Annotated in this window: 15 protein-coding genes; 4 read left to right on the plus strand and 11 right to left on the minus strand. The window is 36.4% G+C overall.

Features of this window, described 5'->3' with window-relative positions:
- Window positions 1-9 precede the first annotated feature (9 nt).
- Window positions 10-792, plus strand: a complete 783-nt coding sequence (locus tag DM447_RS13380; RefSeq protein WP_112181696.1) for an ABC transporter ATP-binding protein — start codon at window positions 10-12, stop codon at window positions 790-792.
- Window positions 767-1576, plus strand: coding sequence for an ABC transporter permease (locus DM447_RS13385; RefSeq protein WP_112181697.1), 810 nt, complete (start codon window positions 767-769; stop codon window positions 1574-1576). Before DM447_RS13380 ends, DM447_RS13385 begins: the two co-directional genes overlap by 26 nt.
- Window positions 1577-1621: 45 nt before the next feature.
- Here the strand turns inward: DM447_RS13385 and ytkD are convergent, their stop codons facing one another.
- The 11 genes from ytkD to DM447_RS13440 form a co-directional block, all read right to left on the minus strand.
- Window positions 1622-2095, minus strand: coding sequence for an RNA deprotection pyrophosphohydrolase (gene ytkD, locus DM447_RS13390; RefSeq protein WP_112181698.1), 474 nt, complete (start codon window positions 2093-2095; stop codon window positions 1622-1624).
- Window positions 2096-2109: 14 nt separating this feature from the next.
- A complete protein-coding gene (locus DM447_RS13395; RefSeq protein ID WP_112181699.1) occupies window positions 2110-2736 on the minus strand; it encodes a hypothetical protein in 627 nt (208 codons plus the stop codon).
- A 754-nt stretch (window positions 2737-3490) separates the two neighbouring features.
- Window positions 3491-5209: an IS1182 family transposase gene (locus DM447_RS13400; RefSeq protein WP_112181700.1), complete on the minus strand. Its 1719-nt coding sequence runs from the start codon at window positions 5207-5209 to the stop codon at window positions 3491-3493.
- Between the two features lie 166 nt (window positions 5210-5375).
- Complete coding sequence (locus DM447_RS13405) at window positions 5376-6215, minus strand: ABC transporter ATP-binding protein (protein WP_112181701.1); 840 nt, start codon at window positions 6213-6215, stop codon at window positions 5376-5378.
- A gap of 183 nt (window positions 6216-6398) precedes the next feature.
- Window positions 6399-6755, minus strand: a complete 357-nt coding sequence (locus tag DM447_RS13410; RefSeq protein WP_112181702.1) for a YolD-like family protein — start codon at window positions 6753-6755, stop codon at window positions 6399-6401.
- Window positions 6756-7997, minus strand: coding sequence for a DNA polymerase IV (locus DM447_RS13415; RefSeq protein WP_112181703.1), 1242 nt, complete (start codon window positions 7995-7997; stop codon window positions 6756-6758).
- An 84-nt stretch (window positions 7998-8081) separates the two neighbouring features.
- Window positions 8082-9566: an o-succinylbenzoate--CoA ligase gene (locus DM447_RS13420; protein ID WP_112181704.1), complete on the minus strand. Its 1485-nt coding sequence runs from the start codon at window positions 9564-9566 to the stop codon at window positions 8082-8084.
- Between the two features lie 133 nt (window positions 9567-9699).
- Entirely contained in the window at window positions 9700-10518 is an 819-nt protein-coding gene (menB, locus tag DM447_RS13425; RefSeq protein WP_112181705.1) for a 1,4-dihydroxy-2-naphthoyl-CoA synthase, read from the minus strand.
- 2 nt (window positions 10519-10520) lie between these two features.
- The gene (menH, locus tag DM447_RS13430; RefSeq protein WP_241964524.1) at window positions 10521-11333 is read right to left on the minus strand and encodes a 2-succinyl-6-hydroxy-2,4-cyclohexadiene-1-carboxylate synthase; all 813 of its coding nucleotides are present in this window, start codon (window positions 11331-11333) and stop codon (window positions 10521-10523) included.
- A complete protein-coding gene (gene menD, locus DM447_RS13435) occupies window positions 11311-13065 on the minus strand; it encodes a 2-succinyl-5-enolpyruvyl-6-hydroxy-3-cyclohexene-1-carboxylic-acid synthase (RefSeq protein WP_112181707.1) in 1755 nt (584 codons plus the stop codon). Before menD ends, menH begins: the two co-directional genes overlap by 23 nt.
- Before the next feature lie 3 nt (window positions 13066-13068).
- Window positions 13069-14460, minus strand: coding sequence for an isochorismate synthase (locus DM447_RS13440; protein WP_112181708.1), 1392 nt, complete (start codon window positions 14458-14460; stop codon window positions 13069-13071).
- Window positions 14461-14770: 310 nt separating this feature from the next.
- Between DM447_RS13440 and DM447_RS13445 the strand changes: the two genes are divergently transcribed.
- Window positions 14771-15718 (plus strand): 1,4-dihydroxy-2-naphthoate polyprenyltransferase, encoded by a 948-nt coding sequence (locus DM447_RS13445; protein ID WP_112181709.1) that lies wholly within the window; start codon window positions 14771-14773, stop codon window positions 15716-15718.
- Window positions 15719-15791: 73 nt separating this feature from the next.
- The gene (locus tag DM447_RS13450; RefSeq protein WP_112181710.1) at window positions 15792-16181 is read left to right on the plus strand and encodes a hotdog fold thioesterase; all 390 of its coding nucleotides are present in this window, start codon (window positions 15792-15794) and stop codon (window positions 16179-16181) included.
- Window positions 16182-16234: the final 53 nt, after the last annotated feature.

Below are 16234 nucleotides of genomic sequence, written 5' to 3' on the forward strand. Positions count from 1 at the left end.
GTTTTATGCTTGAGCTTTTTGCAAATAAAGCAGATCTCACATTATTACTTTAACCGAGAAAGTTATACAAAAGCACTAAATAATATCTCATTTTCTGTTGAAGAGGGCGCATTTATTTCCTTGTTAGGACCGAGTGGTTGTGGTAAAAGTACCCTTTTATCTATTATAGCAGGTATTATTGCCCCAACTCACGGTGCTATTACGCTTCAACAACAGAACTTAATTAAAAACCGCTCAGAAATCGGTTATATGCTTCAACAAGACTACCTTTTTCCGTGGAAGACCATTCTTGAAAACACATTAATTGGACCAAAAGTACAGCAAAATCAAGATAAGGCAACCATTGAGAGGGCTAAAGGTCTTTTGAAAGAAATGGGTCTAGAAGATGTTACAGATGCTTATCCAAGTAATCTTTCTGGTGGAATGCGTCAACGTGTTGCACTCATTCGTACGCTATTAACAAATCCACAACTACTTTTACTTGATGAACCATTTTCTGCACTCGATTTTCAATCAAAATTAAAACTAGAAGATTTGGTTTCTAACTTATTAAAAAGTTATCATAAAACATCTATCCTGGTCACCCATGATATTGGAGAGGCAATTGCCATGAGTGATCGAATTTATCTCATGCGTGCAAACCCAGGTGAGATTCACCAACAATTCGAAGTTCCAGTTGAAGTTCGAAATTTAACGCCATTTGAGGCAAGAAAACACATCAAATATCAAAACTTATTTGATCGGATATGGGAGGAGTCGAATAGCCTTGAGTCAAAAGCAACAGTCCGATAACAGTCTGTTTCTAAACCATATTAAAAAGTTAAAATCCGATCGAAGGAATACGCTATATTGGCAGCTGTTTATTTTTATTGTTTTCATCATAACGTGGGAAACAACTAGCAGATTAGCTTGGATAGATCCGTTGATTTTTAGTTCACCTTCCAAAGTTGCAAGTTTATTTTTATCGAATTTAGTTGATGGCTCACTTTGGTTTCATTTACGAATCACACTTCTTGAAACAATTGCCGGGTTCGTTGTCGGAACAGTACTTGGAATATTTTTAGCGTTTTTGTTGTGGAATTCTAAGAAACTTTCTGACGTTCTTGATCCGTATCTTGTTGTACTAAATGCTTTACCTAAAGTAGCTTTAGGTCCTATTATAATTGTGGCTCTAGGTCCTGGGTATGTCTCTATTATTATGATGGGTGCGATTATCTCTTTTATTATTACAGCACTCGTTGTATACAGTGCTTTTAGGGAGGTTGATCCTAACTATTTAAAAGTTCTTCAAAGTTTTGGTGCAACAAAATGGCAATGCTTTAAAGAAGCAGTCTTTCCAGCTTCTTTCCCCGCAATGATTTCAACTTTCAAAGTAAACGTCGGTTTGTCATGGGTGGGTGTCATTGTAGGTGAGTTTCTTGTTGCCTCAAAAGGACTAGGTTATTTAATCGTTTACGGATTTCAAGTGTTTAACTTTACACTTGTGCTATACAGTCTTGTTGTTATAGCTATTTTAGCTTCACTTATGTATCAGGGGGTAGAGAGATTAGAGAAGTGGTTAATCAAACAAAATTAATTAAGTAAAAGCCGTCCTGATTGCTGAAAAGCATCTTGGACGGCTTTATGAGTCAACTAATTCTTGCACTCGTTCTAAACTATACGGTAATACTTTATCCTTCATCATAAAACTAAAAGCGGGATTTGTTCGCAATTTTTCGGGGAGTTCTTTGAATAACACTGGCCCCTCTGTTTCAAAATAACTGGCTTGTTTTGGTAATGAGTCAATCACGGCAAAATAAATATTCTTTACTACATCTTCACTTTTTCCCTTTACATAATATTGACCAATATAAGTTAGAGAATGAACCCGACCACCAGTTTCTTCTTTTACTTCTCGAATTGCAGCTATTTCAGCAGTTTCTCCTGGTTCGACTTTCCCGCCTGGAAACTCAATTCCTCTTTCCTTATGCTTGGTTAACAACCACTGTGTTTCCCATCGACAAATTACCCAGACATGTTTCGGTTCCTTTTTGAATGGGTGATCATCGAATGATAATTTAACTTCATTATGATAATAATCGTGAAATATCTTCATACTTACCGCTACCTTTATACTTGATTTCCTTCTATTGTATCATTATTTTGATCACTATGATCAATATTTGTTATTTTCCAACCTTTCTCACTGTATGTTAATTCGATCTCAATTGTATATGCACCATACAGATCACTTTCATTCTGTTGTGTGATTTTCACTTTATTTTCTTCGATACTTTCCTTTTCATACGCTTCAGATTCCATAAACCATGGTGGCGTTTCTGTTGGTATGATATATAGTCCATCTTCTTTTTCTTCATAATAATATGACACATATTCTTCTGCAATTTCTGCTGTTGTAATAGCTGTGAATTTATCGATTAATTCCGCTTTGGTCTCTATTCCATTAACTTTATATTGCTGATTAACATCTTGAACAAGAATGTCCATAAATTTATTGGTAATATCAATAAGTTCATTATGCTCTAAAACGGGTGTTTTTATTTCTTCTTGAGAACTTGCTAATCGATTCGTTTCAACATTCGTTAATATTTGCTTTTTTTCTATCTGATTATTGCTTAATTCTTTTGATGTAAGTGATTCTTTTACATTCCCATTAGTTTGTCCTTGATAAGAAAATAATAGCAGTGGAATAATTGCTGTAAAAGCAAGTATTATCTTTACTTTCTGCTGCTTCATTTTCTAACCCCCCATCTGTTGTTACTATACCTTTCCTTTTTATATGTTATATCAAACATTTTTATTCAATTAATTTATTTGCTCTTATATACTATATAAACGGCTCGCATGATGGAATAGTTTCATTTATTTTAAAGGTTGTTTTTAAAAGCTTATTGTTTATGACTAAATTAACATAGACTACGACGTAACGTTCCTTGCGCCGGAATTATCATCAACTGTGACATAACAGAATCTCCTAACCGACCCGCTACTCAAGTGAAATTGACTCCCTTTCCGCAGGCACGGCTTCAGCTAACTCGGAAGAAAAAACGCTTCCGAGTGGATCTTCAGCCCGCGCTGTTCCTGCAGGAGTCTCGCCAATTTCACTTGATACGCTAGTTTTGAAACACTGTAATAATAAGAGTATAGATTGCCTTGTTATTAATTGAAACGACAGTTAGAAAAACTAACAATTATAATACATAAGTACGTCGAAAAGATACGCTAACCAGCGAAGGAAGCAAATGGATGACACTCCTGTGGGAACAGCAAATGTTTTAGGGTGGGATGAGTAATCGCAATCCCACAAGTTGAAGATCCACTCGGAGAGCGACCTTTGCTTATCCGAGTTAGCTGAGACTGTGCCCACGGAAAGGGAATCCATTTGCTGACATAGCGTGTAAGGAAGTTTCACTATGTCACAGTTTCTATCAAATTCGTCTATTGTAAAGTAAAATATTTGCGAAAAGAGTTATTTTTAATAAGACTAATCTTAACAAGAGCGTCTTATATTTTTAGATTTCCCGCAAAACAAAGAGGCTGGGACATAATTAGCCAAAATAACGAAAAAGATTCCGATCATCTTAGGAAGATGGTCGGAATCTTTTTTTGTTGGATTATTTTCAGGATTTGTTGCACCATGCGCATGCTTAGCCGTGTACTTTCTCAAGTTCACCGCCATGAATGCAAATCCTAATTCATTTTCCACTTTCTTTTTGCCTCTTACTGACATACGAGTGAAACGCAAATTAGCCTTCAAAAATCCGAAGACTGGTTCTACATCTATTTTTCGTTTACCATAGATTTTACCGGTTTCTTTTTCTGAAAGTTGTTGTTTTGTGTATGCTTTTTGTTGTTCCCATTTTTCGTTGTAATATATCTTTCGATTCTTTCCTTCCTTTGCTTTTGTACATTGTGAGCGTAATGGACAATCCGAACAATCTTCACATTCATAGACTCTAAACGCTCGAGTGAAGTTGTCTTTACCTATCCGGTTGGAAAGATACTGGAACATTACTTTTTTGTCATTTGGACAGAGGAAGGAATCAGTCGCTTCATCATACTCCCAGTTCTTTGTGTTAAAAGGATCTTGCTTATATTTCTTTGTCTTCTCTTTTCGATACATATTGTATGTAATTAGTGGAATGCGCTCCCGATTAATTAGGACATCATCGTAATTTTGTTCACTTCCATAACCTGCATCAGCGACAATATATTTAGGAAGCTCAAAGAAGCTTTCCTCGATTTTATCTAGAAAAGGAATGAATGTGCGTACATCGGTTGGATTAGGAAATACATCATAAGCGAGTGCATATTGTCCTTCTGTCGCAATTTGGACATTATAACCAGCTTTCAATTGGCCATTCTTCATATAATCGTCTTTCATTCGCATAAATGTGGCATCATGATCTGTCTTTGAATAACTGTTACGCTCTTCAAATATGGCCATATCATTTTCGTATTTTTGTTTGCGTGTTGCATAATCCTTAAACCGTTTGCGATATTGTTTTGGTGTTTTGCGTTCAGAACGAAGTTGCTTACGTTCGCTTACATCTTCACTTTCTTCGATCTTTTTGTCGTATGCTTCAACCGTCTTCTCTAGTTTCTCCAAAACTTTTTCGAGTTCCTGGGTGGTTAGTTCTTCCATACTTTCACGTTCGATTTCTGGGATAATTTCGTTTGCTAGCAATTCATCATACATTTGATTTGATTTTTCCACCAAATTGGCACTGTATTTTTCAATCGCTTTTCGCCAAACAAACGTAAATTTGTTGGCATTTGCTTCAATCTTGGTACCATCAATAAAGATCGCTTCTTCATCAATCAGTTCTTCTTTCACCAGCTGGCATCGAAATTGCACAAAACATTGGCGTAACAGGTCTTGTACTTCTTGATTGACTCGAAAACGGTTAATTGTACGATAGCTTGGCTCATAACCTTGCGCTAACCACATCATACGTATACTATCTTTCAGTAATGCTTCAATTTTTCTTCCAGAGAAAACAGATTGCGTATAAGCACATAAAATAACCTTCATCATCATTCGTGGATGATAAGCAGGACAACCTGTTTCATGTAAGAAAACAGAAAAAGCTTTATCTGGTATTTGTTCAACTAAGTCATGGATTGTATAGGCAATATCATTTTTTTGCAATTTCATTTCTAAATCTAACGGCAAAATTACTTGATTCATGTTATAATCTTTAAACATAAGGATACCTCCGATAGTTATTGTTTCGTCACTTTAATTTTATCAGAAGGTATCCTTTTTTGCTTACTTAAATTGTTTCAATTTTATAAAAAAGTTGCACCCTCCAACCATAAATTTGGAAAGGTGCAACTTTTTATTGTTTATCTGGGTTTTGTCCCAGCCTCAATTATTGTGCTTGCGCAGTTTTCTTTTGGGATTCTGCTACTACGTCTTTTATTAAACAACGACCACGTCCATGTGGGATACACATTGGTGTACCAAACATTGGATCATAGGTTACGTCACATTTCATTTGAAATACATCATGAACCATATTGCAACTAATGATTTCTTCTGGTTTCCCTTGTACATGGACCTTTTTATCTTTAATTGCAACGATATGGTGAGCATAACGACAAGCAAGATTCAAATCGTGCAATACCATTACAATGGTACTATTATGCTTTTCATTTAATTCAAACAACAGATCGAGGATTTCAATTTGATGGGTCATATCTAAGTAAGTAGTAGGCTCATCTAATAAAATAGTATCCGTTTTTTGCGCTAAAATCATTGCAATCCAAGCACGCTGTCGCTGTCCGCCTGATAGCGAATCAACTGCCCGGTATTTTAAGTCCATCATATTGGTTGATTCTAATGCTTCATTTACTGCATCATCATCTTCACTCGACCATTTATTAAAAATGCTTTTATATGGATGGCGTCCTTGTTTAACTAAGTCTTGTACTGTCAAACCTTCTGGACTTATCGGACTTTGCGGGAGAATAGAAAGTTGTCTTGCCACTTCTTTTGTTGGCATTTTCGCAATGTTTTCTCCGTTAAGCACGACGCCACCTTCTTTTGGCTTTAAAAGTCTTGCCATTGAACGAAGTAAGGTAGATTTACCGCAACCATTTGCACCGATGAAAACTGTGATTTCACCTTTAGGTACAGTCATATTTAAATCCTCTATAATAACATCATCACCGTATCCTAGTGTTAAATCTTTCGTAGCGATCGTTTCCATTTGCAATCTCTCCCTCACGAGCGTTGCTGATTTATATCAGAAAAATAAGTAACTGTATTTCAAACTATATTGTAAGTAGTAATATTTTTATCAGTAACTCTAGTTTATTGGCTATTAACTAATTCGTCAATGATTTTGAGAATCTTTATCAATTAATTTTATCACTCGCTTCGGGAAATCCGACTACATATTACCATTTTCTAATGATAAATCAAGTATGTTATGAAGCGACACCCAGTGGATTCCATCGGTTGTTTCTAATTTAATTTGTTGTTGCATTCCATCTATTTTTTTTACTTTCCCAATAATATATAGTGGTTGATAAGGGTCAAACACTTTAATTTTAATTGTTTTGTCAAAATACGTAGCTTCTGCAACTAACTCAGAAAAAAGCATTATTTGTTGTTCATCTAAAATGGGTTTTACCTGTTTTTTTAATTCTTTTTGATGTGCTTGTAAGACTTGTTTATGTTCAGGGAGCATCATTCTGCTTGATTCCCACATCAGATTGTATCCAGGTGTTAATTTATTTGGCTTCATCTATAATCCCGCTCCTTTATCATGTCCGCCAATCTTGCCCGCTCGTACATGTGCTTGCCCTGCCTCCATAAGAGATGAAGCTCGCACAATCGCTGTAGGTCCATATTTTTGATAAATACCGTCCATCGTTTCATTTAATCTAACTTTTTCTAAAGTATCATCGAATAAAGATAACTGATAAGCATCTGCTATTTCTAACTGCGATAAAGTTATACCAATACTCCTGACAGGTAGACCGTCCCAATACTTGTGAAATAACTGTAAAGCTACTTGATAAATATCGACACCAAAGGATGTTGACGTAGCTAACTTCTTTTGACGATTAAATCCAGTTGATACTTCCGAAGCACTACCTTGTACATGGATTGAAACAGTCTGTCCTATATAGTGGTGTGCACGTGCTCGACGTCCAACTTCTTCACTTAGTTCTAGTACAATAACTTTAATCTCATCTAGTTTTTGATAGTCCCTTGGTAGTGTCATATGATGTCCTACTGCTTTTTGTTCTTGATGGGTAGTGGGTGTAACGGGACTTTCATCGATACCATTTGCTGTACGCCATAACAATTCTCCGTTTATTCCCCAGCGCTTTTGCAACCACTTCACAGGGTGATTAGCTAAATTACCAATCGTATGTAGCCCCATCTTCTGCAAATGTGCTTCCATTCTTCGTCCCACACCAAATAAATCACCAATTGGAAGTGGCCATAATTTTTCTTGTAAATTACTTTGATCTAATCGAAATATTCCGTTCGGGGATTTTTTTGCAAATGCATCACAGGCCATTTTAGCCAACACTTTGTTCGGTCCTATTCCTATTCTTGCTTTTATCCCAACATCCTCAAAAATAGTTTGTTGGATTTTTTCCGCTATTCGTTGTGGTGTACCAAATAAATGTTGACTACCAGTAATATCAATAAATTGCTCATCAATAGAGTACACTTCAATACAATCAGTAAATTGTTCTAAAATCTTTGTGATTTGATAGGAGACATCAATATACAACTGCATACGCGGTCTTACAATTATTGCTTCTGGACATTTAAGTTGTGCTTCCCATAATGTTTCAGCTGTTTTAATCCCATATTCTTTTGCAATTGGGCATGCAGCTAAAATAATGCCGCTTCTTCTGGATGGATCACCAGACACCACAAGTGGCTTATTCTGATAGTCTGGGTTTGTTGCCTTTTCAATGGAGGCGTAGAAAGATTGCATATCAACCAAAAAGATAACTTTAGACATTCTTAACATCTCCCAAAAAGAACCTACGTTCGTATGTATAGTATATACGAACGTAGGTTCTTTTATCAATGGGAATTGTTTACTCTATTCTTTTATGTAACGATCAAGTTGCTTCACTAATTGATGGCGGAGCAGCTTATTAGAGGCATTACGAGGCAAACTTTCTACTATATAAAAAGCCTTCGGGACTTTATACTTTGCTAATAATTCTCTACACTGTTGTTTTACTAAATCTAAATTCAGTTTATCTTCAACTATAATAAAAGCTACGGGAACCTTGCCCCACTTGGGATCTTTTTGACCAACAACTCCAGCCTCTTTAATTCCATCTATACTTCCTAAAACGTTTTCTATTTCAGCAGGATAAACATTCTCCCCACCAGAGATGATTAAATCCTTTCTTCGATCAACAACATATAAAAAACCTTCCTCATCAAGATAACCTAGATCACCAGTGGCAAGCCAACCTTGACGTAAGACAGTTTGATTGGCGGATTCGTTTTGATAATAACCCTTTGTCACCATTGGGCCTTTCACAAAAATTTCACCAATTTCTAATGGATTGGCTTCTTGCTTGTCATTCATCACTTTCATTTGCGCGGTAAAAAGAGCCTTTCCTGCTGATCCAATTTTTCTTAATGCTTCATTCGGACTTAAGGTTACAACTTGCGAACTCGTTTCGGTCATTCCGTAAGTTTGAAAAACTGGAATGTGTTTTTTTCTTGCCTTTTCTAACAAATAAGCGGAAGCTGGTCCTCCACCAAGTAACATACATCTAAATTCTTCTGGATAGCTTTTAGTAGCCAATTTCTCCATTAAGCGATCTAACATAACGGAAACAACAGAAACGATTGTAACACCTTTAGCCATAATCGCTTGATGAATATCCTCCACTTCAAACTTCTCTAGTAAGTAGATTGGCATACCATAAATAACGCTCTTCATTAGTAACGAGAACCCACCAACATGGAATAACGGTAAAGTTGCTAGCCATTTATCTTGCTTATCAATACCTAAATTTAAAGCAGAAGCAATTGCACTCGACCAATGATTACCATATGTATGGACAACACCTTTTGGTTTTCCTGTCGTTCCAGACGTATAAATAATTGTAAATATATCATCGAGATTCAGTTCTTTTTTTAAATCACTAGCCATTTCTGGTTGTTTTTCTACTGTTAAAAACGAGAAAACTTTTACGATATCTGAGTTCACTAACCCTTCCAAATAAGGTTGATCTTCGGTTGTAGTTATAAGATACCTAGCGTTTGCATCATCTAGTTGAAAAGCTAATTCACTTTTAGAAAGACGTGTATTGAGTAAAACAATAACTGCACCCAAATACGATAAACCATGAATAGCTATAATCATCTCAAGACTATTTTTAGAATGAATAGCAACATGTTCACCCTCTTGTACACCGAGAAATCGAAGCTTTTTAGCGAATTTTTGTGCACGGTCTCGAAGAATAGAAAATGTGACCGGAGCAATTAAAGGTGATTCAATTGCGATTTCATTTGGTGTAAGAGTTGCTTGTTTGTCTAACCAATGAGGCGTTTTTTCAATCATTACTCAATATCCCCTATCTCACGTAGTCGCGTAATTAAATCTTTTTAACACCGGCTACTTGCATAATTTCCCTTTATGTAAGAAAGAGACGAACATTTTCTTTCTCATGCTCGTCTCTTGTTTGATTAATATATTAAGGAAAACGTGGAAACTGTTTAAAGTCTGGATCACGTTTCTCTTTAAATGCGTCACGGCCTTCTTTCGCTTCGTCTGTTGTATAATAAAGCAAGGTCGCATCTCCACCCATTTGTTGCATACCTGCTATACCATCCGTATCTGCATTTAGAGATGCTTTAATAAAACGTAGCGCAGTTGGAGATTTCTCTAACATTTCTTGACACCATTGCACAGTTTCAGCTTCCAATTGGTCTAATGGAACCACTGTATTAACTAAGCCCATATCCATTGCTTCTTGGGCATTGTATTGGCGACATAGAAACCAAATTTCTCTTGCTTTCTTGTGCCCAACGATACGTGCTAAATAGCCAGCACCATAACCAGCATCAAAACTACCTACTTTAGGACCTGTTTGACCAAAGATAGCATTATCAGCTGCAATTGTTAAATCGCAGACAATATGTAAAACATGCCCGCCACCAATTGCATATCCTGAAACCATTGCTACAACAGGCTTTGGAATAACACGAATTAAACGTTGTAAATCTAAAACATTTAAACGTGGAATTTGGTCATCGCCTACATAACCACCGTGGCCTCGAACCTTTTGGTCACCACCTGAACAAAATGCATCATCTCCAGCACCTGCAAGAACGATAACACCTATATTTGAATCATCTCGTGCATGTGCGAATGCATCAATAAGTTGATGCACCGTTTGTGGACGAAATGCATTGCGTACCTCTGGTCGATTAATTGTTATTTTAGCAATTCCATCATATGTGTCATATAAAATATCGCTATATTCTCTTACACTTTCCCATTTTACTGTCATCGTTATTCCTCCATATCATTAATAAAATCTTTTACTATTGTATCAAACTTTTCCTTTTGTTCCACATGAACTGCATGACCTGCATCAGAAACAATATGTAGCTGTATTCTTTTTGAACGCTTTGCCATCTTTTTAGCAATTGTAACAAATTTATCATCTAACGCGCCCACAATGACCGAAACTGGTACAGAAATCGTTGCTAATTGATCCCACCATGAAGGTTGCTTGCCTGTTCCCATACCACGTAATGACGATGCAAGTCCCTTTTTAGATTGTGCTAAACGCTCGGTTCTTATTTCATTTTTCACTACATATGGTAACGCTTGTTGTGTAGCAAACAATGGCAAGCTCTCCCATTGATCAACAAACGCTTGGACGCCATCTCTTTCTATTTTCCCTGCCCAGCTATCATCTTTTGTTTGTCGAGCTACTTGTTCATTTGGTGAATCGAGGCCTGGTGAAGTACTCTCTAATGTTAGCGAGGCAACCTTTTTAGAATGTAAAAGTGTAAATGATAAAGCTGCCCTACCACCCATCGAATAACCAATCAGATGAACTTTCTCTATCGCTAATTGATTAAGGATCAAGGCCAAGTCTTCACAAAAGTCTTCCATACGGACAGGCTCATTGCATTTTGTTTGACCATGACCAGGTAAATCAATCGCAATACAACGATAAGAAGAAAAAGATTCAATCGTATTACGCCATGTTTTATGACTTCCAGTAAATCCATGTAAAAAAAGAAGCGGGATGCCTGTGTCTTCACCATATTCTTCTATCCAATAAGATCGATCATTTACGGTTAGGTCCATCATACTCTCCCTCCAAATGGCTAGCAATAGTTTGCCATTTTTCTTCATGCCAAGCAACATTATCGCTGCGATCGGTTTTTAATTCAATAACCGAAAGACCTTCTGTTTGATAGCTTTTTTCTAATGCTGACTGAAAGGTTTGCCAATCAGTTGGGCTTTCATATAGTCCTTCATATAACTCTACCACATGAGAAAAGTCCAAATCCATCGGTGTACCAAATAACTCTTCATAATGCGGTACGTCTTGTTTAGCCTGTGGTAAAAAGGAAAAAATACCGCCACCATTATTATTGATCAAAACAATCGTTATGTTCAAGGAATAGCGCTTTGTCATTAACAAGCCATTTTGATCATGAAAAAAAGATAAATCACCTAGCAATAATGTTACGCGCTCAGCAGAAGAAGCTGCACCTAGAGCACTAGATGTCACACCGTCAATTCCATTAGCACCCCGATTGGCTAAAATACGAATTTGTTTGTCCGTATTAAACCAAAAAGTATCCACATCACGAATCGCCATGCTGTTTCCAACGAAAAAGGTGCTATTATTTGGTATGATTTCTTCAATGTACTGGACAACATCTCCCTCTGTTATTACTTGAGAAGCACTTTTTCGCAAAACCTTTTTTGCCACACTGTTTCCTTTTTGCCACTCCTTCAACCAATTTTGATCAAAATCTGGGACAGGATTTGATACTAATCCTTGACAAAAAAGTTGGGGATCCGCGTATATCACAGTAGATTGATGACCAATAGGTTCACGATATCCTTCTGCTTCTTCTACTACGTAATGATCAATTTGCGGATTTTCCTTTAACCACAATGTATAAGGTTTCGATACAGGTTGAGCACCGAAACGAATAACAAAATCTGGTCTAAATAGATCTCTTGTTTGTTTATGCTTTAAAATAGCATCATAACTCTCAATCACATTACTTTTATCATAATCACCTGAACGTAATTGTGATAATGGATCAGCTAATAATGGTAATTGCCACGCATTTGCTAGTGCAATGATTTCCTTTTGAGCCTGTTGGTCTTCCATAGGCCCACACACAATAAGACCTTTTTGCTTCGTTAAAAATTGTTTATGTAAAGCTATTAACTGTTCCGCTGAAAGCTGTTTCTTCCCTTGTTTCACTTCCAGATGTGCTGTTTCTTTATTTTCACCCCACAAATTATCCAATGAAAAATCTGGCACTAAAGGCTCTCGAAAGGGGAAGTTGATTTGCACCGCAGCACGATTAGCTGTATTTGCAATTTTATATGCAGCTGCCGCCTTTCCTCTCACATAATTTCCCTGCTGATCTGTTAATTCAGGTAGACTCATATCATGAAACCATTTTACATAATCGCCATATAAATGTATCTGATTAATGGCTTGTGGGGCCCCTACATCTCTTAGTTCATGAGGACGATCCGCCGTTAGTATAAGTAATGGCACCCTACTGTAGAAAGCTTCAATAATTGCTGGATAATAGTTAGCTGCTGCTGTACCAGAAGTACAAACAAGTGCAACAGGACGTTTCGTTTGTTTGGCTATACCAAGTGCAAAAAAAGCAGCAGAGCGTTCGTCCATATTAATCCAATGCTTGACAGACCGATAGGCCGCAAAAGTCATGGCAAGTGGTGTTGATCGAGAGCCTGGCGAAATGACTACATCTCTCAATCCATTTTGATAAAGTTCATCAACAAAACTGGTAACGTAGCGTGTTAAACTTTCAGTATGATTCATGCATTACAAACCTCCCAAGGCTGTCAGCATCGGTGTGAACTTCATCATTGTTTCTTCATATTCCTCTTCTGGAATTGAGTCTTTTACAACACCGCACCCAGCAAACAATGTTGCTTTTTTATTCTTAACGACTGCAGAACGAATTGCTACAGCAAATTCTCCATTTGCATACGCGTCCAACCAACCAATCGGAGCGCCATACCAACCACGATCCAATGATTCAAATTCCCGAATAAAAGTCAATGATGCTTCTCGCGGTAAACCACCTAATGCCGGTGTCGGATGAAGATCACTTAAAACATCAAATATCGTGAAGCCTTCCTTGAGTTTTGCTACCACGGGTGTATATAAATGTTGTAAGTTCTTTAATGGATAAACAACTGGTTCATCGGGAATATCAATTGCTTCAGAGTAGGATTCTAATGCTCCACGAATCATATGAACAACATGATTATGCTCTTCTCTATTCTTCTTATCTTCCCATAGCGCCTGTCCAATTTTTTCATCTTCTTCTTTTGATTTGCCACGCGGTGCAGTTCCTGCTAAACACGCTGAAAATAACTGTTGATTATCAATACGTACTAATCTTTCTGGTGTCGCACCGACAAAACAATCCTGTTCTTTTTCAATCGCAAAAACAAAACTTAATGTTTGATTACTTGTTAATTCTTTTAAAATAGAAACAATAGCTGGCGCTTCAGCAAAGTCCACTTCCATTTTTCTTGCTAATACAATTTTAACCGCTTGTCCTTGATTAATTTTCTCTGTCGCTTGTTTCACCAGTTGTTTCCACATTACTGCATCGCTCTCCAATTTGTTTTTAAGAATTGGTAGCTCATGTTCTAGTTTACGTGGCGAAATAAGTATATCTTTTTGTTTTTCAATCTCGTCTCGTAACTGTTGATTCTGATCTGAGTCTTTTATTTGCAAATTAACCGTGAAATAAAAATCATCTTTGTCTTTCGTTAACAAATAAGTAGGCACGCGAAAATAGCTACCATTAAAATTATCCCATAGTGGTGTTTTGCTACTGGTAGTATCAAACGGAAAAGCACCAATCGCGATTGGACCTGTGCCAGGCTGTTCATACTCATTATAAATAATAGCTTCTTCTAAAAGCTTTTTCCATTGATTTTCAGTATTTTGATAATAATCATCATCTGCATGCATAGAAATTGCTGTTCCAGCACCAACTAAATAAAAATCGTCTGGTACGCTAGCCCAAAATAAACGATTTCCTTCTAGATACTTTGCTTGTTCAAAAAAAACATGCGGATCAACTGGATCAATTTTTTCTGTGAAACTTAGCATTTGTACAGTATTGTTATTTATCTTTGCTTTTTTTATTGCCTCATCTAATAAAAGATCTAGTTGTTTTTTTTCTATTTCAATCATGTGTGCTTACCCTCCAATAATGATAGGGGTTATCTATTAAGGCATTGATCCATAATATTACGATATATCTATTCACTATTTTTATTAACTTAAAACTTTCCCCTTTTATATTTTATGCTGTTTTTCAATCTTTCTCAACAATCATGATTATTTACCAATAATTTATTATTCAATTTGATTGACACGACTTCTTTCCTTCTCTAAACTTATAATGATATTATAGATTATATTAGCGTAATTATCAGGTTTAAAGACAAGATAATAAAAAGAATTTGTGCGTTAAACGTTAGTTAGGAGAGAAATAAGGATTATGCAATCATTACAAAATAATACCATAAAATCAACTTTGAACGAAAAACCAGGTTTTCATGTATGGTGGAGGCTACTTCGTCCACATACTTTAACTGCATCTTTTGTTCCAGTATTTATCGGGAGTATGTTAGCTATACTAGATGGCTCAATTAATTTCTTGCTTTTTTCTGCAATGCTTTTAGCTGCCATGCTTATTCAAGCAGCAACGAATATGTTTAATGAGTATTACGATTATGTACGCGGACTCGATAACGAAAACTCTGTTGGAATCGGTGGAACAATCGTCCGTGATGGAATTGCAGCCAAAACTGTATTAACTCTGGCTTGTAGTTTCTTTGCATTCGCCATGTTATTAGGTGTTTATATTTGTTTAGAATCTAATTGGTGGGTTTGTGCTGTCGGTCTGTTTTGTATGTTAATTGGTTATTTATATACCGGTGGGCCATATCCAATTGCGTCCACACCGTTTGGAGAAATTGTTTCTGGATTTTTCATGGGTACAATGCTAATCGGATTTAGTTATTTCGTACAGACAATGGAAATATCAAGTGACATGCTTTTAATTTCCATTCCTGTAGCGATATTTATCGGGCTAATTATGCTTTCTAATAACATTCGTGATTTAGAAGGTGATAAAGCGAATGGTCGTAAAACAATCGCTATCTTACTTGGGCATGAAAAAGCAGGCAAATTGCTTGGCTCATTATTTTCTATTAGTTACCTTTTAACTATGCTATTTATTGGTGTTGGACTTTTACCATTATGGTCAATTATTACATTACTGAGCATAAAGAAAGCGAAGCAAGCTATAAATGGATTTAAAGGGAAAACCACAAACGTCGAAATGATTCCAGCTATGATAGCAACGGCACAGACGAATACAATTTACGGCTTTCTACTAGGTTTATCTTTGTTAATACAGATCTTTATTCCTTTTTCTTTATAACAAGTAGTAAATATTAAACAAAAGCAGACATTGAAATTGTGTCTGCCTTTTTCATAAGAAAGGTGGTATTTAAATGGATTTAAATGGAACATTAATGCAAGCATTGGAAATGGAAGTTATGGTAAGTCAGGCAGATCTAGTTGAAATTAAAATGCCTGTTAACGAAAAAACACGCCAACCAATAGGTTATTTACATGGCGGTGCAAGTGTGGCACTAGCTGAATCAGCGGCAAGCATCGGCGCCTTATTAAATGTTGATGCGAGTAAATATAACATTTTTGGAGTTGAAATAAACGCTAATCATATAAAAAGCAAGCAGAATGGTTGGGTGATTGCTCGAGCAAAACCTGTACATATTGGTAGAACAACGATGGTATGGCAAATTGATATTATAGATGAATCAGACCAATTAATTGCTACCTCACGCTCTACAATAGGCATTGTAGAGAAACGTAATTTTTGATTGATTAAATTATTACGCTTTATTCGATTATCTGCGCTTTCGCTCGATTCGAG

This window comes from Paraliobacillus zengyii, assembly GCF_003268595.1.
In the GTDB taxonomy this organism is placed as follows: Bacteria; Bacillota; Bacilli; order Bacillales; family Amphibacillaceae; genus Paraliobacillus_A; species Paraliobacillus_A zengyii.